20 protein-coding genes are annotated in these 17,300 nt (G+C 45.2%); 12 read left to right on the top strand and 8 right to left on the bottom strand.

Going from position 1 to position 17,300, the window contains the following annotated elements:
• The first annotated feature begins 56 nt into the window (after positions 1 to 56).
• Together QUB52_RS18555 and QUB52_RS18550 are read left to right on the top strand one after the other, a co-directional pair.
• Positions 57 to 278: a type II toxin-antitoxin system HicA family toxin gene (locus QUB52_RS18555; protein ID WP_332974155.1), complete on the top strand. Its 222-nt coding sequence runs from the start codon at positions 57 to 59 to the stop codon at positions 276 to 278.
• Positions 275 to 499 carry a type II toxin-antitoxin system HicB family antitoxin gene (locus tag QUB52_RS18550; RefSeq protein ID WP_332974154.1) on the top strand — a complete coding sequence of 75 codons (225 nt, stop codon included), beginning with the start codon at positions 275 to 277 and terminating at the stop codon, positions 497 to 499. Before QUB52_RS18555 ends, QUB52_RS18550 begins: the two co-directional genes overlap by 4 nt.
• On the opposite strand, the gene QUB52_RS18545 is transcribed toward QUB52_RS18550, so the two are convergent.
• Positions 465 to 1,640 carry a DNA cytosine methyltransferase gene (locus tag QUB52_RS18545; protein WP_332974153.1) on the bottom strand — a complete coding sequence of 392 codons (1,176 nt, stop codon included), beginning with the start codon at positions 1,638 to 1,640 and terminating at the stop codon, positions 465 to 467. The genes QUB52_RS18550 and QUB52_RS18545 overlap by 35 nt on opposite strands.
• A 161-nt stretch (positions 1,641 to 1,801) precedes the next feature.
• On the opposite strand from QUB52_RS18545, the gene QUB52_RS18540 reads away from it, so the two are divergent.
• Positions 1,802 to 2,032 carry a type II toxin-antitoxin system HicB family antitoxin gene (locus QUB52_RS18540; protein WP_332974151.1) on the top strand — a complete coding sequence of 77 codons (231 nt, stop codon included), beginning with the start codon at positions 1,802 to 1,804 and terminating at the stop codon, positions 2,030 to 2,032.
• Positions 2,033 to 2,100: 68 nt separating this feature from the next.
• Positions 2,101 to 2,322: a type II toxin-antitoxin system HicB family antitoxin gene (locus tag QUB52_RS18535; RefSeq protein ID WP_332974149.1), complete on the top strand. Its 222-nt coding sequence runs from the start codon at positions 2,101 to 2,103 to the stop codon at positions 2,320 to 2,322.
• A gap of 22 nt (positions 2,323 to 2,344) precedes the next feature.
• Here the strand turns inward: QUB52_RS18535 and QUB52_RS18530 are convergent, their stop codons facing one another.
• Together QUB52_RS18530 and QUB52_RS18525 are read right to left on the bottom strand one after the other, a co-directional pair.
• Entirely contained in the window at positions 2,345 to 3,874 is a 1,530-nt protein-coding gene (locus QUB52_RS18530) for a YifB family Mg chelatase-like AAA ATPase (RefSeq protein WP_332974148.1), read from the bottom strand.
• Between the two features lie 35 nt (positions 3,875 to 3,909).
• On the bottom strand, positions 3,910 to 4,125 hold the full coding sequence (locus QUB52_RS18525; RefSeq protein WP_332974147.1) for a hypothetical protein: 216 nt from the start codon (positions 4,123 to 4,125) through the stop codon (positions 3,910 to 3,912).
• A 32-nt stretch (positions 4,126 to 4,157) separates the two neighbouring features.
• Here QUB52_RS18525 and QUB52_RS18520 point away from each other — a divergent pair, with 32 nt between their 5' ends.
• From QUB52_RS18520 to lnt, 3 genes are all read left to right on the top strand, one after another.
• Positions 4,158 to 4,475: a histidine triad nucleotide-binding protein gene (locus QUB52_RS18520; protein WP_332974175.1), complete on the top strand. Its 318-nt coding sequence runs from the start codon at positions 4,158 to 4,160 to the stop codon at positions 4,473 to 4,475.
• A 669-nt stretch (positions 4,476 to 5,144) separates the two neighbouring features.
• Complete coding sequence (gene psbA, locus QUB52_RS18515) at positions 5,145 to 6,227, top strand: photosystem II q(b) protein (protein WP_265234471.1); 1,083 nt, start codon at positions 5,145 to 5,147, stop codon at positions 6,225 to 6,227.
• Between the two features lie 139 nt (positions 6,228 to 6,366).
• Positions 6,367 to 8,139, top strand: a complete 1,773-nt coding sequence (gene lnt, locus QUB52_RS18510; protein ID WP_442923202.1) for an apolipoprotein N-acyltransferase — start codon at positions 6,367 to 6,369, stop codon at positions 8,137 to 8,139.
• A gap of 284 nt (positions 8,140 to 8,423) precedes the next feature.
• Here lnt and QUB52_RS18505 read toward each other — a convergent pair whose 3' ends face one another.
• Positions 8,424 to 9,329 carry a bestrophin family protein gene (locus tag QUB52_RS18505; protein ID WP_332974146.1) on the bottom strand — a complete coding sequence of 302 codons (906 nt, stop codon included), beginning with the start codon at positions 9,327 to 9,329 and terminating at the stop codon, positions 8,424 to 8,426.
• A 317-nt stretch (positions 9,330 to 9,646) separates the two neighbouring features.
• On the opposite strand from QUB52_RS18505, the gene recJ reads away from it, so the two are divergent.
• A complete protein-coding gene (recJ, locus tag QUB52_RS18500; RefSeq protein ID WP_332974145.1) occupies positions 9,647 to 11,722 on the top strand; it encodes a single-stranded-DNA-specific exonuclease RecJ in 2,076 nt (691 codons plus the stop codon).
• Between the two features lie 235 nt (positions 11,723 to 11,957).
• On the opposite strand, the gene psb30 is transcribed toward recJ, so the two are convergent.
• On the bottom strand, positions 11,958 to 12,098 hold the full coding sequence (gene psb30 / locus QUB52_RS18495) for a photosystem II reaction center protein Ycf12/Psb30 (RefSeq protein WP_265234466.1): 141 nt from the start codon (positions 12,096 to 12,098) through the stop codon (positions 11,958 to 11,960).
• A 214-nt stretch (positions 12,099 to 12,312) separates the two neighbouring features.
• Between psb30 and QUB52_RS18490 the strand changes: the two genes are divergently transcribed.
• From QUB52_RS18490 to QUB52_RS18480, 3 genes are all read left to right on the top strand, one after another.
• Positions 12,313 to 12,681 (top strand): YkgJ family cysteine cluster protein, encoded by a 369-nt coding sequence (locus QUB52_RS18490; protein WP_265234465.1) that lies wholly within the window; start codon positions 12,313 to 12,315, stop codon positions 12,679 to 12,681.
• Positions 12,682 to 12,756: 75 nt separating this feature from the next.
• The gene (locus tag QUB52_RS18485; protein ID WP_265234464.1) at positions 12,757 to 13,080 is read left to right on the top strand and encodes a hypothetical protein; all 324 of its coding nucleotides are present in this window, start codon (positions 12,757 to 12,759) and stop codon (positions 13,078 to 13,080) included.
• A gap of 231 nt (positions 13,081 to 13,311) precedes the next feature.
• The gene (locus tag QUB52_RS18480) at positions 13,312 to 13,599 is read left to right on the top strand and encodes a YggT family protein (RefSeq protein WP_265234463.1); all 288 of its coding nucleotides are present in this window, start codon (positions 13,312 to 13,314) and stop codon (positions 13,597 to 13,599) included.
• A 373-nt stretch (positions 13,600 to 13,972) separates the two neighbouring features.
• On the opposite strand, the gene QUB52_RS18475 is transcribed toward QUB52_RS18480, so the two are convergent.
• From QUB52_RS18475 to QUB52_RS18465, 3 genes are all read right to left on the bottom strand, one after another.
• On the bottom strand, positions 13,973 to 14,404 hold the full coding sequence (locus tag QUB52_RS18475) for a hypothetical protein (RefSeq protein ID WP_265234462.1): 432 nt from the start codon (positions 14,402 to 14,404) through the stop codon (positions 13,973 to 13,975).
• A gap of 115 nt (positions 14,405 to 14,519) precedes the next feature.
• Positions 14,520 to 15,407: a shikimate dehydrogenase gene (locus QUB52_RS18470; protein ID WP_332974144.1), complete on the bottom strand. Its 888-nt coding sequence runs from the start codon at positions 15,405 to 15,407 to the stop codon at positions 14,520 to 14,522.
• 295 nt (positions 15,408 to 15,702) lie between these two features.
• On the bottom strand, positions 15,703 to 16,260 hold the full coding sequence (locus QUB52_RS18465) for an HPP family protein (RefSeq protein WP_265233893.1): 558 nt from the start codon (positions 16,258 to 16,260) through the stop codon (positions 15,703 to 15,705).
• An 858-nt stretch (positions 16,261 to 17,118) separates the two neighbouring features.
• Here QUB52_RS18465 and QUB52_RS18460 point away from each other — a divergent pair.
• Positions 17,119 to 17,229 carry a helix-turn-helix domain-containing protein gene (locus tag QUB52_RS18460; protein WP_442923201.1) on the top strand — a complete coding sequence of 37 codons (111 nt, stop codon included), beginning with the start codon at positions 17,119 to 17,121 and terminating at the stop codon, positions 17,227 to 17,229.
• Positions 17,230 to 17,300: the final 71 nt, after the last annotated feature.

Below are 17,300 nucleotides of genomic sequence, written 5' to 3'. Positions count from 1 at the left end.
CCGAGCAACATTTGATTAAGCCTCAGTCTTTGCACAATCTATGCTAATATTCACTTATGCCTAAGAAGATTCGAGAGTTGAAAAGCATATTGCTCAAAGCAGGATTCATTTTTGAGCCAGCAAAAGGTAGTCATAGTAAGTGGAAGCATCCCAAATTAGCACAAGCTATTATCATAGCTGGTAAAGACGGAAATGATGCTAAACTATATTTAGAGAAGTTAGTCAACGAAACACTTGAGGCGCTCAAGAAAATCGAAGCAGAGGAGACAGAACCATGAAATATACAGTTGTTATCCAATGGTCAGAAGAAGATCGATGCTTTGTCGTATTTTTGCCGGAATTTGAGGATGTAATGCAGCCAGTCACTCACGGAGATTCTTATGAAGAAGCCATATACAATGCGCGAGAGGTAATAGAGTTACTAATCGATAGCTGTCAAGCTGAAGGTAAACCATTACCAGCAACTAAGAAGCTAGAACGATTATTTCAGGCTGCATAAATTTGTTCAAAGCAATATCAGTCAAATATGGAATAAGTGCCAAGCCGATACACTCTGCTAAGCGGGGTGGCACGGCATTTCCAATTTGCCACATTGCCTTTTTCATTGAACCTTCAAAAATAAATGAATCCGGGAAAGTTTGCAATCTAGCCATTTCGCGGGCTGAAATAACGCGATTCAGATAAGGATGAATATGAGTGCCGCCGTGATTTTCTTTCACAGTCATGCTCGGTTTCCCCGGATACTGTCGCTTAAAAGCATCTGCGTAGCTTGCATACAAAGAACCTCCAGCCGGAACTTTAGCAAGTCTTTCCATATACTGAGCAGAATGGCGAGTCCACTCGTGGTTAATTTCTGGTATACGAGTATACTCTGGTAAATCATCAATTGCTGACTCAATTGCTGTGTATTGTTCAGATAACAATTGTGGCTTAGGATAGGGATTTGGCATCTCAAATCTGTTAGCAATAAAAATCGCTCGCGGCCTGATTTGCGGAATTCCATAGGCGGCTGATTCCAGCACCGCAACGGAAATGTGGGGATAGCCAATTTCCTCAAAAGCCTCGCAAATAGCTTGCTTAACAGCCCCTTTCTGTATAGTCAGAATTCCCGGCACATTTTCCATGACAACGTACCAGGGACGTATGTCCGAGACGATACGGACAAACTCTCTAAACAGGCGGTTTCGAGGGTCGTTGGGGTCGCGTTTTCCGGCAACTGAGAAACCTTGACACGGCGGCCCACCTACAACAAGATGAACTTCCGGTGAACCAATTTGAGCGAGCAACTTTTGGGAATTTAAGTTTTTGATGTCGTCGCAAAAGTGATGACAATCTGGAAAATTTTTGATATGAGTTGCAGAAGCAATGGGATTAACTTCAACACTTGCTACTGGTCTAAAACCTGCTTGCAATAAACCTTGTGTCATTCCGCCCGCACCGCAGAAAAGATCTACAAATCTATAGTCTGAGGCGGGCATTGACTGAGATTCAATATCAATGAAAACCTTGTAAGGATCGGATTCATCTGCTTCTAGTTCGCGTTGGATGCGTTCGTAACGCCCTAATTTTGCTTGCTTCGGCTTTTTGACAGGAACTTTTTGTTCCTCATTTGAGAATAAAGACAGTTGTATTGCTTCCATTTTACATTTTTTTACGGCATCACATCTATTGTACTGTACGGCATAAACTGAAGCATCAAAAATTAGCACAAGCTATTGTCATAGGTGGCAAAGACGGAAATGATGCTAAACTATATTTAGAGAAGTTAATCAACCTTGCAGAAGCTGAAGGAGATAGAAGAATGAATAGCCATTACAGTCTCATCATCCAGTGGTCAGAAGAAGATCAACTTTTTGTTGTCAGCTTACCTGAGTTTACCGAGATCATGCAGCCTTGCACTCACGGAGACACTTACGAGGAAGCAGCAAAACACGGACAAGAATTGTTAGAAACCTTGATTGAGCTATATCAAGAAGATGGCAAACCTCTACCAGAACCTCAGACATTCGGGAAACGATTGCAGATTGCGTAAATTTTTAATATCAAGAGATAGCGAACCACAATCGAGGAATACGCTCTTACAATAGAGGATGATGAACCATGAAAGACTATCACATCAATATTTTTTACAGCAACCAAGATGAAGGCTATATTGCCGATATTTCTGATTTAAAATACTGTTCCGCTTTTGGCGAAACCCCAGAATCAGCTTTGCAGGAAGTACAGATTGCTAAAACAGCATGGCCCGAAGCTGCAAAAGCTGCGGGAAAACCCATTCCCGAACCAAAATACCGACCTGCAATATATCAACTTACGACTTGAAAGCCGATCGCACAAATCCCCATTACTGCATCCTATCGATCGTCCGATACTGCACCGCCTCCCCCACATGATTGGTTTTCAGGCTTTCATCCCCCGACAAATCAGCAATAGTTCTAGCAACCTTCAAAATTCGATCGCTAGCCCTCGCCGACAGCCCCAACTTCCGAATCGCCATCTCCAACAAATTCCGCGAAGCATCATCCAACTGACACCATTCGTTAATGTGGCTGCTTAGCATCTGGGCATTGCACCGCAAGCCAGATTCCGACTGAAAACGCCGAGTCGCCACCTCTCGCGCCCTCTGCACCCTCACCCGTACCGGTTCCGACTCCTCCCCCGTCGGCTGTCGCGTAATTTCCTCCGGTTTCAAACGATTAACCGCCACCTGCAAATCAATCCGATCCATCAAAGGCCCCGAAAGTTTTGCCCAATATTGCTCCCTCTTTTGCGGCGAACAAGTACATTGTTGGATCGTATCGCCGTAGTAACCGCAAGCGCACGGATTTGTACTCGCAACTAAGGTAAATTGTGCCGGAAACATCACCGATTGTCTAGTCCGAGAAATCGTCACATAACCATCTTCCAACGGTTGCCGCAAAAACTCCAAAACATCTCGTTTAAACTCAGTTAATTCATCCAAAAAAAGTATGCCGCGATGTGCTAAAGATATTTCACCCGGACGCGGAAAACTGCCGCCGCCAACCAGAGAAGGCCCCGATGCTGAATGGTGAGGACTGCGAAAAGGCCGATCGCTCACCAAGCTTCCCTTATCCTTCAACAACCCAGCCACCGAATGAATTTGAGTCACATCCAAAGCTTCATCAAAAGTCAGCGGCGGCAAAATACCAGGCAAACGTCTCGCCAGCATAGTCTTACCGCTCCCTGGCGGCCCCACAAAAATTAAATTGTGCCCCCCCGCCGCCGCAATTTCCAAAGCCCGTCTCGCGTGAATTTGCCCCTTTACATCCTTTAAATCTAAACCGGGAATCCGCCTTTTTGCTAACTCTTCTCTACCGTTTACTTCTACCGGCGAATAAACTTGAGGATTGTTTAAAAAATCAGTAACTGCAAATATATTCTCAAAACCGTAAACAGATATGCCGTTGACTAAAGCAGCTTCGGCCGCATTTGCCATCGGCACAATCAATCCCGAAATACCCATTCTTTGAGCAGCAGCGGCGATCGGCAAAACCCCAGCCACAGGCCGCAAACTCCCATCTAAAGAGAGTTCCCCCAAAAATAAATGATCTCCCAACAACTCACCGCTGACCTGTTCCGATGCTGCTAAAATACCAATGGCGATCGGCAAATCAAAGCTTGGCCCTTCCTTTCGCAAATCCGCCGGAGTCAAATTAATCACAATACTCCGCATCGGAAAAGAGTATCCCGAATTTTTCAGCGTAGCCTTAACCCTTTCTTTAGCTTCTTGTACCGCAGAATCGGGCAACCCCACAACCACAATTTTCGGCAGCCCCCCCGACACATCAGCCTCCACACCCACCTTTACCGCGTCAATTCCTACGATCGATGCACTCCAAACCCTAGCAAGCATTTTTCTCGATCCTTAATTTGCCTGTCTTTGATTCATCATATATTATGATTAACAATGACTAATGAATATCGGAAGAAGCAAGAAAAACTTTTCCTTGCCTCTTCCTTTTCTCTTTTTGCTGATCTCCTCCTGAGTCTTCCCCCTTCCCTCCTCTCCTTGTCCCTTCCATCTTCCCCCTTCCGTCTTGCACCTTCGCCCTTGTCACTTCCCACTTCTTCCTTCTTCCTTCTTCCTTCTTCCTTCTTTAACACCCATGACAACCCAAGAAACGCTTTTCAGCAAAATCATCCGCAAAGAGATTCCAGCAGACATCGTTTATGAGGACGACTTGGCCCTCGCCTTCAGAGATATCAATCCGCAAGCGCCAGTCCACATCCTCGTCATTCCCAAAAAACCTATTCCCAAATTAGCCGATGCCGAATCGGGAGATCATGCGCTCATGGGACACCTGCTCCTGACTGTCAAGCGCGTAGCAGAACAACTCGGACTCAGCAACGGCTATCGCGTCGTGATTAATACCGGCAACGACGGCGGCCAAACTGTAGACCACCTGCACCTTCACATTCTCGGCGGACGGCAGATGAAGTGGCCCCCTGGCTAAAGGTTAATTTTGACGCACAACTTACGAACTCATCCTCAGAAACCCGGTTTATGGCTATTGCAAAGCGCCTCATAAACTGGGTTTTTAGTTGATGAATCCGGTTGATGGGGAATTGTTGAGAATGTATAGCAACCGCCACATCAGTGAGGACATAAATAACTTCATGAATAGAGCCGATACCCGTCAAGCATCAATGATTTGATTCCCGTTATGCAACTGTCAACTGTCAACTGTCCACTGTCCACTGCTATAGTGCGATCGCACAATCACCCAATTTCCAGTATTCTCCCAATAAAAACTTATGTGTGCCGAATCCACGGATAATATGTGAATAAATATTAAAAATAATTTGTTCAAGACCTAATTAAGAGATATTTAAATAGAAAGGCGATCGACCTGAACAACAGTAATTGAAGTCAACTGCTGAATAAACCTACAGATAATAGATTCAGCTCTTCTGTTCGCTGTATTTAACCGTATTACTTATGTAACATTACTTTGCAAATAACTACAAATATTCACTAAAAATCAATGTTTGTAAATATTTGTAAAATGTTTTAATTGTCAGCACTAAACCCTTGGCAAACTTTAGTGAATGGTGTTACTAATATAAGCGTGGGGCATCCCCACAACGAACATTGAAAATTCAATTAAGCAATCATAAAACAAATGACAACAACCGTACAGCGCAGCGAAAGCGGCAACGTTTGGGAACGGTTCTGCGAGTGGGTAACTAGCACCGATAACCGGATTTATGTGGGCTGGTTCGGGACGATCATGATCCCGACTCTGCTGACCGCCACCACCTGCTACATCATCGCCTTCATCGCAGCTCCTCCTGTAGATATCGACGGCATCCGCGAACCAGTTGCAGGTTCCTTGATGTTCGGTAACAACCTGATCAGTGGTGCTGTCGTTCCTTCATCGAATGCGATCGGGCTTCACTTCTATCCCATCTGGGAAGCAGCCTCTTTAGACGAATGGTTGTACAACGGCGGCCCTTACCAGCTCGTCATTTTCCACTTCCTCATCGGCATTTTTTGCTACATGGGTCGTCAGTGGGAACTGAGCTATCGCTTAGGAATGCGTCCTTGGATCTGCGTGGCTTACTCCGCACCTGTGGCATCTGCTACCGCAGTATTCTTGATTTATCCGATCGGACAAGGCAGCTTTTCTGACGGTATGCCCCTGGGAATCAGCGGCACATTCAACTTCATGATCGTGTTCCAAGCCGAGCACAACATCCTGATGCACCCCTTCCATATGTTGGGAGTAGCTGGTGTCTTCGGCGGTGCACTGTTCTCTGCCATGCACGGTTCTCTCGTTACCTCTTCTTTGGTTCGCGAAACAACCGAAACCGAATCTTTGAACTACGGTTACAAATTCGGTCAAGAAGAAGAAACCTACAACATCGTTGCAGCCCACGGCTACTTCGGTCGTTTAATTTTCCAATATGCCAGCTTTAACAACAGCCGTTCTTTGCACTTCTTGTTAGGTGCGTGGCCAGTTGTCGGCATTTGGTTTACCGCTTTGGGTATTTCCACGATGGCATTTAACCTCAACGGTTTCAACTTCAACCAATCGATTATCGACTCCCAAGGTCGCGTCATCAACACCTGGGCGGATGTGATCAACCGCGCCAACTTGGGTATGGAAGTAATGCACGAGCGCAACGCTCACAACTTCCCCCTCGACTTGGCCGCCGGTGAAGTCACCCCAGTAGCAATGGTTGCTCCTGCCATCAACGGCTAAATTTAGCTGTTGATTAACAAAAAGCGCTCTCTCCAAATGAGGGCGCTTTTTGTTTGGGTAAGTATAATTTAAGAGATTTCCTTCTGGCTGATTAATCTGATATATTGATTAGGCATTATTATTTTTAGCAATTATCAAAGTGACGATATTTAACAGGCTTAAATTTGAAAAACTCGCAGTTCAGAAATCTCAAATATTAGGCCCAGCGATCGCACTTTTCAGCGGCATTTCGATGGCATTGACAACAGCGCCATTCAATGCTTGGCCGCTAGCCTGGATAGCATTAGCTCCCCTATGGGTTTTGGTTGCCAGTTATCAACGGCCGATAATCACAGAAAAAAAACAAAAATTTCTTCCTTCTTTCTTATTCCTTCTTCCTTCTTCCTTCTTCCTTCTTCCTTCTCTTTGGGGAATTGGCTATCACGGATTAGCCTTATCTTGGATTATGGGAATACACCCCATGACTTGGTTGGGGGTTCCTTGGTGGCCCAGTCTGGCGATCGCACTTTTTTGCTGGGCCTTCATCACCCTCTGGGGAGCCGCCTTAGTAGCCGTTTGGGCGTGGCTATTTGTAACTCTCAACTCCCTCACAGTACCCAGAAAAAATCCTATTCTTACTCTTAACTCCCCCCCTTTACAAGGGGGGGCTGGGGGGGGTAAAACTCAATTCTCAGCATTAATCCGCGTTTTAATTGGCACAGCTTTGTGGTGCGCCTTAGAAAGTATTTGGAGTACAGGTTCGCTGTGGTGGACATCACTATCATACACCCAAAGCCCGCACAATTTACCAATATTGCACCTCGGTCAACTCTCCGGCCCCGCCGCAGTAACAGCAGCCATCGTAGCAGTAAATGGCTTAATTGCCGAAGCTTTTATTGAAGGAAGAGGGAAGAAGGAAGAAGGAAGAAGGAAGAGGGAAGAAGGAAGAGGGAAGAAGGAAGAAGGGAGTGAAGAAAAGGAAGAAGGAAAAAAGAAGAAGTGGGCTGCTTATATTTTGCCTGCGGGTTTGTTTTTAGTTTTGCATATTGTCGGCTGGAGTTTGTACAATCGCCCCTTAATTCAAGAAGCCGGAACAGCATTAAAAATTGGGATTATTCAAGGAAATATTCCTAACGAAATTAAGTTTGACTCCGGGGGCTGGCGGCGCGCTTTGGAAGGTTACACCGCTGGATATAAAGAGTTAGCAGACAGAAAAGTCGATGCTGTGTTAATTCCAGAGACCGCTTTGCCTTTTATATGGACAAATGAATATCAGCGTTCCACTCTTTCCTTTTACCAAGCTATTCTCGAACGCGGTGTAGTGGCTTGGGTTGGAGGATTTGGACAGGAAGAAAACGGTCTCACTAATAGCTTATTGGCGATCGACAAAACGGGACAAATTGTCGGTCGCTACGATAAACTAAAGCTAGTACCTTTAGGCGAATATATCCCTTTTTACGAAATATTAGGCGGGATCATAAATCGACTGTCACCCTTAGATGCTCGTTTAATACCAGGAAACTCAAAACAATTGTTTGATACGCCATTTGGCCGCGCCATTGTCGGAATTTGTTACGATTCCGCCTTTGCTGAAAATTTCCGATATCAAGCAGCACAGCGAGGCGAATTTATGATTACAGCTTCCAACAATGCCCATTACAAACCGCCGATGCTGGCCCAACATCACGCCCTCGATGTGATGCGCGCAATTGAAACAGATAGATGGGCAGTTATCGCAACTAATACGGGGTACTCTGCTTTTGTAAATCCTCACGGCGAGACGGTTTGGAAGTCTGGACTTAATACCTACGAAGTCCAAGATGCTACAATTTATCGGCGGAAAACTAGGACTTTGTACGTGCGCTGGGGAGATTGGCTGACGCCTTTATTGTTGGTTTTAGCTGGGTTGATGCGGTTGATTATTAGAAATTAATGTCTAACAATTTATCACAAATTTTGCGACAATCGACAAGATTGCACTCACTCACTCTCCTATCTTAAAAACATCTGCGTTTATCTGTGTTTATCTGCCTAAAATCTGCGGTTTCTCTATCTATCCCGTGATTTATGCAAGAGGTGTAATCAAATTATTGGCTTTCTTGACTCAATCTTATACGCGCAGGTGCGTCGCTCGATCTATTATCGATTTTATTCGGTAATCTTTCATAGCGACGCACCCTACAACTACTAATGACTAATGACCAATGACTAATAATTCTACTTATCTTTCACCTGTTGGTGAACGCTAGGAGATAAAGTCGTTAAATCGTCAATATTCCGCTGCATGGCAGCACAAATATTGTCCAAAGGCAAATCATTGGTATCATGCCCGAAGGGATTTTCAATTTCAATTCCGATTTCTTCGATCCCGAACAAAGTAAAACTAATTAAAGCCACAACAGGGCCGGTTCCCCAAGTCAAATCCTTCACAATTTGAAAGGGCAGTGCCAAACAGTAAAGCAACAATAGCTGCTTCAGGTGAATCGCGTAAGCCAAAGGGATAGGTGTCTTCAAAATCCGCTCGCAGCCACCTAATACATCAATCATAGAGTTGAGCAACTCCTTCATAGAAGTTAACTGATAGACATCAAGGCAATTACGCTCGTACTGATTGTGTAAATAATCCTCTATCCAAAAAGCGATTTCTAGCGGCGGATTGTTCATAGACTTGAGTTTTTGATATTGCGATTGTGACATCAACGCCTCTAATTCTGAATTTATAGATTCTTGGCGCAAATGCAATTTCATCGCTACTGCAAAGGCAGGTAACAGGCGCAGAGCTGACTTTTTTATAACGCTATCCTGCGGGTCTTTTTCCTCAATTGCTACCCAGACTTGGCGCGCTAAATTGCGGACGTTATTAACTAAGGTTCCCCACAATTTTCTACCTTCCCAAAATCTTTCGTATGCTGTATTTGTCCGAAAAACTAACAGTAAACCAAGCACAATACTCGGTACAATACTAGATAAAATTGGCAAGGAAACCGGCCATTTCAAAAAATGCAGCAGGGAAATAAAAAGTCCAAAGCCGCCGCACAGTAAAACCCTGGGCCAAATTGAGGGAATGACGGAGCCGCGAAGCTGTAATGCAATTTTAAACCAAGACGGTCGATCGACATTCATGCAATTCTCCTCATAAAATTAAATCAGTCGTCTGCGCCCAAAGTATTTTCGATTGGCGATGGACAAGGGCAGATGCAATCTGGGGGTTGGAACTTTGGTCTAAAATTAGGGGCTCTTCACGACTTCTATCGGGCGCTGGTATCCCTATTTGCGTGCGGTGAGGGCTTCCGAAAAAAGCTTTCCTACAAACAACCTTTGGATTTTACCCAAAAAATTCATCTTTAGGATCGATCTAAAATCTAAAATATAAAATTGATTAACTGATTGATGCACTTAATTCGGTAAGATTGGTTATGTATCTTTAGACCTCAGCTTCCGTGCAAGAGCTACCGACATCTTTGCCCCCGAATTCTCCCCGATTGCCCAACCAACGGTGGCAAATTTATTCGCCTCAACCGCAGCAAGCCGAACAGTTTGCCGCAGAAATCGGTTTGTCGTCTTTGCTAGCACAGGTACTGATTAACCGGGGCATCGATTCTCTGGAAGAAGTGCAGGGGTTTATCGAACCGGAATCTCTGGTTTTGCCCGCGCCAATGGATGAGTTTCCCGATTTGGCTGCGAGTGTCAAATTGTTGCGGGAGGCGATTTCGGGAGGGCAGAAAATTGCGATTTGCGGCGATTACGATGCTGACGGGATGACGAGCACGGCTTTGTTGCTGCGAGCTCTGAGGGCTCTGGGGGCGAAGGTGGATTATGCTATTCCCAGCCGGATGCGGGAAGGTTACGGGATTAACGATCGCATTGTAGAAGAATTTCACTCCGAGGGTGTGGCTCTGATTTTGACTGTTGACAACGGGATTGCAGCTTACGGCCCGGTGGCGAGAGCGCGAGAACTCGGTGTTAAAGTTATTATTACAGACCACCACGATTTGCCGCCAAAACTACCGCCGGCGGATGCTATTCTCAACCCAAAATTAATTGCGGAATCTTCGCCTTATCGCGGTTTGGCTGGAGTAGGCGTTGCCTATGTTTTGGCGATTACTTTGGCTCAGGATCTCAATAAAGTTGGCGGGTTGGTGAATCCGCTGCTGGAGTTATTTACTTTGGGAACTATTGCGGATTTAGCTCCTTTGACTGGGGTTAATCGCCGCTGGGTAAAGCGGGGCTTGCGGCTGTTGCCTCACTCGCAATTAGCTGGCGTTCAAGCTTTGATTCAAGTTGCCGGAGTGCAGGCGGGAAGTGCGGAAACTTTACCTCTTTTTAATTCAAAAAGTCAAGCTAATAATACGTTAAAGCCTGAAGATATTGGTTTTCGGCTGGGGCCGCGGATTAATGCTGTGGGGCGGCTGGCTGACCCTCAAATTGTGATAGAGTTGCTGACGACGGACGATCGCGAATTGGCACTCAAAAACGCGATGCAGTGCGAACAAATCAATCAGCGCCGGCAGGAGTTGTGTCAGGAAATTGAGCAGGAAGCGATCGCCTGGTGTGAGAAAAGTGCGATAAATTTACAGCAGGAACGGGTTTTAGTTGTTGTGCAACCCGGTTGGCACCACGGGGTGATCGGGATTGTGGCTTCTCGGTTGCTGGAACGTTATGGCGTACCCGTTTTTATCGGTACTTTTGAGGATGAGGGTGGCGAAACGGCTAATATCATCCGGGGATCGGCGAGGGGAATTCCTGAGTTTAATGTATTTGACGGGCTGAATTTTTGCGCGGATTTATTAACTAAATTTGGCGGACATAAAGCGGCTGGCGGTTTTTCTATGCCGGCCCATAATCTCGAACAATTTCGCCATCAACTGTCAGTTTTTGCGAATCAATGTTTGCAGCCGGAACACCTCAAGCCGCTGGTTTCTGTAGATGTGCGAGCGGATTTGGCTGAGATTAATCTCGATCTTTACCGACAAATTGATGCTTTGGAACCTTGCGGGATTGAAAATAAGGCTCCTGTATTTTGGACTCCTAATGTTTGCATCACTGAACAGAAAATTGTGGGTAAAGGAGGCCACGTTAAACTAACTGCAACTCAAGATGAAAAAGGCTCGGCTAGTGTCAAGGGGATTGCTTGGCGTTGGGGGGAATATTTTCCTTTGCCTCGGCGGGTTGATATTGCTTACCGATTGCGGGAAAATAGTTTTAATGGCAGGACTTCGGTTGAGTTAGAATTGTTGGGTGTCCGCTTACCTGCAAGTGCTGCGAGTTCGAGGCGGCAGGTGTTTGGAAAAGTTGAGTTTGATTATTGCGATCGCACTTATTCTTGCAGTCTGTCTCCCACCGGTTCTCAAGAGGAGTTGAGAATTCGTAACTCTCAAGGGCAAGTTTTGGCTGTAGCACCGGGACAACATATCGGTTTGTTGGGGAACTCCCGTCAGGATGCTAAAGAAGTCGATGTATCTCTACCTTTTTTTGAGAATTTGATTCAAACGGCTAAACACGCCCTCGGCATTTGATATCAAATCCTCTGTTCATCGGAATTATTCATCTCTCTGATCTCCCTCTGTGTTCTCTGCGTTCTCTGTGGTTAAATCACCTGACGATGCAACCGGAAACGATATGATAGCGGTATTTGAGCGGAAATCTAGTGCAGCAGGGAAAATCAGCGAAAATTGGCGATCGAGCTTTGGGAATTTTGCATCACATTTAAAAATCAAAACTCCCAACCATCGATCGCCAGCCGTGCTACAATTACAAGTCGCCGCCTTTAGCAGCCAATAGAAAAATCACGATCGGGCCCGAAAGCACGACTGCTGCAAGTAAAGCTACCTGAATAATCAGTTGGTAGTTTACACCGCCCAGGCCGCTGAAAAGATCGGTTATAAAGTCCATGTGTCCTCCTACTGTATTGATTAAGTCTAGATTGTTGATTAGAAAATCCGCTTCTGATTTTACCGGGCGATCGGCCCTATTTTTTAAGGAAGTTTACAAAATTCAACAAAATGTAAAGAACGATCGACCTCCCATTCACAGGGAACCGGGGAATTAATGCCCGTTGTCGGAGTGTTCCCAATCTAAAATCTAAAATCTAAAATCGAACGAAACTATGACTACTTGGCGTTGCATAAAGCAGTGCGGTGCTTGTTGTTACCTAGAACCAACAGAGCGCCCAGACTTAGACGAGTATTTATCTGAAGAGGAATTAGGAACCTACTTGAGCTTAGTCGGAGATGACGGTTGGTGTATCAATTTTGACAAGAAAACGCGAGAATGCGGAATTTATGACGATCGACCCCGCTTTTGCCGGGTAGACGAGGGGGTGTTTCAGGATATGTACGGCATTGAGCCTGCTGAATTGAACGATTTCGCGATCGACTGCTGCTTAGAGCACATTGAAGACCTTTATGGCGATCGATCTTTGGAGATGATCCGCTTTAACCAAGAAGTCGGAATTATCGCCTTACCAGGCAATTAACGATCTCCCGGTCGATCGCTCCAGAGAGTGTCAAAATAGACAAATCAAGGAAATATCGCGCAGTTGAGTTGAGCAATGAGCAATCGAGAGGGTTTTACAGGCGGATTTATTGCCGGAGCCGCAGTTGGGGGCTTGGTGGGGGCAGTTTTGGGCGCGGTGCTGTCGCGGCGCGCTGCTGAAGCTTTGCTGAGTGAACCTTCCGACGCCAACGCAAGAAAGATGCGCCAGAGGAAAGCCAGCCAACTCGAAGCCGAAGGGATGGAAGTAGCAAGGCTGAGTTTGGAAGATAAAATTGCCCAGCTAAATCAGGCAATTGATGACGTGCGGCTGCAACTCGGCGATGTCAACGGGAACGCGCCAGCCCACAACAGCGAAGGTTCGATCGCCAAAGACTCCTGAATCTATGAAAGATTTTAGAGTAGTCTGGGAGTAGAATGCGGGCGATCGACCAACTGTCGCACATTTCTTTCTTCATTTTTCGCGATCGAAGGGGAAGCGACAAGGAACAAGGAACAACAAAAATGCTCCTCTTCTGCCACTCCCTCACTCTCCCCCTTTCCCCCAGCTATGCTAAACTTAAAGCTAAAGTTAAAGTGTTTGTAAACTTTACTCAAACTTTCAGCACAATATATGAGTTATTCCATAGGCCTGTTGGCTACCACGCTGTCCACATTTGTGCAAATCTATGTAGCACTAATGATTGTTAGGGTGCTGTTGAGCTGGTTCCCCAATATCAATTGGTACGACCCCCCGTTTTCGATTTTGAGTCAGTTAACAGACCCTTACTTGAATTTATTCCGTTCGATTATCCCCCCCCTAGGAGGGATTGACTTTTCACCGCTGATTGCCTTTTTTGTCCTTCAGTTCGGCTCGGAATTCTTGATCCGTCTTTTGAGCAGCTTGCAAACAGCCTTGTAGTTGGAAAGCTTAAGTTTTTAAACATATAGGCTAAATTGTTTAACAAACCTAGCTGCCGGCCACTAAAATTAAGATTTGAGATTTTTAAATTAACTCGCCGGTTGAAAAGCCGGGGAGTTAATTGTACATTAGATCTCAATACGGTTCAGTTAGAAGTTGTCCGAAGAGAGGAACGAAGCAATCGCAGTATCTGTTTTTCACTCTTGTTTTCCCGACTGGACTGTTTGAGCTGAACTGTATTGTGTTAGATATAACCAATTGAAAGCAACTGAACAATCTAAAATCTACAATCAGAAATCGAAAACTGCATCGCAGTTTCTCAACAGCCAACCCAAAATCTCAAATCAGCAATCTAAAATCTCCAATAGTTTGATTAGCGACGAACCACACCACTAAAACCTGTAGCTTTAAATTGCTTGAGCTGCAAAGGTGTTCGCTGATTGGCAGCAACCGAAATTCTGAGCTGAAAATCGCTAATTCCGGGAGGAACTTCTTCGATAGATCCCAAGCGAGTGCGGTTTTGCATCACCGGATTTTCATCTGCATCATAAATACGTCCGAAAATATCAGCATCAAAAACAGGTTTGCCACTACTATTTTCAGCTTTCCCTGTAATCAAAAAGCAGTTAGCTTCCATAGAACTGCCGCTGGTAACTGTTCCTTCTGCCATTTCTGCCGGACATTCGCGATAAGAAAGATCTGAAAGTTTGATCTGTGTCAGAGCCCAAGCCGGTGGAGTGTATACCAAACTAAAAATTGCGATCGCGCAAGTGACAAAAAAAAGACTGATAGCTCGAAATTTCATAAGTTGCAGCGCAAGTATATTTTGATTCCCAGCTTAGCGCGAATTCATGATCGAATTTTTAACATCTCTAGGGAAACAGCCCTGTGCCGTTTCCCTAGTGCGATCGCCCATAGCATCACTCTAAGCCTAAATGCTGCCGCAAGGCTTGGCGCATTACATCCACAGGGACGGATTCTGTGTCCAGCCAAATTTTCAAGGCGGCGGCTCCTTGTTGAACTAGCATTTCGAGTCCGTCAATCGGGATAGCCCCCCTCCTCCGCGCATCCTTGAGAAACTGAGTAGGATTCGGAGTGTAAATTAAATCATAGACGATCGCACCTGCGTTGATTTGATCGAACGAATCCGCCGAAACCGGCGACTTTTCCCCGTGCGGATACATACCCACAGGAGTTGTGTTCACCAGCAAATCCGCCTGCGAAATTAACATTGACAAATTGTCCCAAGTGTGAGCCTGCAAATTCGGCACGGGCATCGGAGAATTAACCCAACTCTGCTGAAACTCCGCTAAATTTTGGGCGTTGCGCCCGACAACGTGAATCTCGGCACATCCCAATTGAGCGCATCCAGCCACAACAGCTCTCGCCGCCCCACCATTCCCCAAAATTACCGCTACTTTCTGACTCCAATCGGAGCCCTCCCTAGGTTGGTAAGTGGGGGTTTGCAGGGGCGCGAGAAAGCCTTCTACGTCAGTATTTGTGCCGCACCAACCTTTGTCAGTGCGGTAGACGGTGTTGACTGCGCCGATCGATCGGGCGATCGGGGAAACCGACGACAGCAGCGGTAAAATGGCTTGTTTGTGGGGAATCGTGATGCTAAATCCCCGAAGGTCGATCGCCGCAAATCCTGCCAGCGCAGCCTTTAAATCCTCTGGTTTTACCGGAAATGGGAGGTAAACAAAATCGACTCCCAAGTGAGAAATAGCAGCATTGTGCATCGCCGGCGACAGAGAATGTGCGATCGGATGACCAATTACTCCGAGCAGTTTAGTAGTGCCTTGAATCATAGTAGTTCGATGTGGAAGGAAGTTCGGCAATCGATTGTTTTAACCAATTTAACCGATCGCTTTTGATGGAATCTGAAAAAAAGAATCAAGAATAATTTTGATAGCGTTATTATACATTTTTTGGTAATTGCTCAACCAGGCAAAAAAGCGAACCATGAGTAGAGATAGCTGATCGAGAAGGGTTGCGTGCTGCAACCCTCATAACAGTCTATCTCTTAAATATCTTTGTCACCAGCCCAGAAATTGTATATGAAATTGCGATCGCAGTTATAAATTGAACTAATCAAAGACCATGCTATAGCCAGTGATTGGGATACGTCCTTTCGTCCGCTAAATTATTAAATATCACGGCGCACAAGACCAAGATCATCGATCCCTCAAAAGCAGGTGTTAGCAAAAATTGCCAGTCTGGTTTGGTCATCATGACGACTAACGCAACTGCTCCCGAAGGCGGATGTAGAGTTTTGGTCATCTGCATAACTCCGATCGCACTAGAAACCGCTATCCCCATCGCAACAGGAGAAGAACCGAAAAAATGCAGAATTATTAAACTTACTAGAGCAGCTAAGAAATTTCCCCCAATGACATTCCGGGGTTGAGCCAAGGGGCTGTCAGGGACACCAAATATTAGAACACTTGTAGCGCCAAACGGAGCCATTAGTAAAGGAGAATTAGTTTTTACAGAAAGATAGGACGTTGCGGTAATTGCCAAAAAACTGCCAATCCAACTCCAAACAATATGTCGGTGATGAGGTCTTTCTATTGGGCAAGTCAATGCACACGATTGCCACCTACCAAGAATTTTAAACCAATATCTTTCCCATTTCAGCAGAATTTTTTTAGGGTCAACCATAAAAGTTATTTGATAACCGGGCGTTTTAAATTGTTTGAGCCAGCCTCTACTAAAGTCAAGATACCATAACAATTTGTAAAAAAGTAGCTAAACGTACAGATTTTTTGCTTTTATGCCATTTTAGCTGCAGATCGCAACTCGGTTGGAACGGACTAGCAAGTTTTCTCGATGCAACATACGTTACCGGCCGCGGCACAACTTCACTGGTAGCCCTCCGAGTCGGGGTCAAGCGAGAGGTTATTGGTAAGGTGCGAACCGAGTAAGCATTAATTGACCGATCGCACCCAGGCTTTCGAGCGACCTCTGGTTTAGCGGTGCGATCGCCCTTTTTCGGTCATTTCCGATAAGTTAAGACACTGGCTGCATTTGTCAATCAGTAATAATACTTAAAAAAACGGGCGATCGACAAATCAAGTGTCAATAATCCCCGCACATAAGCGGGCGGGGTGTATATCAAACCTTGATTCAGCAACGACACATATTGTGCTCAGTAAATACAGTGCAAAGCATTTAGCTAAACAGACGGGAATCCCCACACTAATCGAAGCGATATAGTGTGGGATGAAAGGCGCGGTGAGACTCCTGATTCCACCCGCTCACAACCTTATACGATGCAAGCGTTGAGCAGTGAGCGGGTGGATGACGAGACGAACAAATTATTTCATTCAACTTTTCTTAATATATTTTAACCATTTATGTTGCCATTGGAGATTTGGCGATAAAAGTTAATACTTGACAATAGAAGTCTCTCTGAGTGTGCAAACAAATATTTATTTACGTACTTGACACGAAGTAACGCATTCAAGTATATTAACAGTAATTGATAAATCGCGACTGAAATTACACATTCACCGCTTAATGAGAACTTCTTACCAGTATCGATTACGTCCAACAAAATTACAAGTCATTAAGATTGACAGATGGCTGTCAATGTTATGTGCACAGTACAACTATTTGTTGGCAGGGTAGTGATAAATATGTAGTGATTAGATATTCATTGGCTCAAAACATAGTTGTAATGATGGATAAAATACCAAATA

The organism is Microcoleus sp. A6-C6, from assembly GCF_036705955.1.
GTDB lineage: Bacteria > Cyanobacteriota > Cyanobacteriia > Cyanobacteriales > Microcoleaceae > Microcoleus.
The sequence above is the reverse complement of the archived record's forward strand: the minus strand, read 5'-3'. Positions and strand labels throughout refer to the sequence as shown.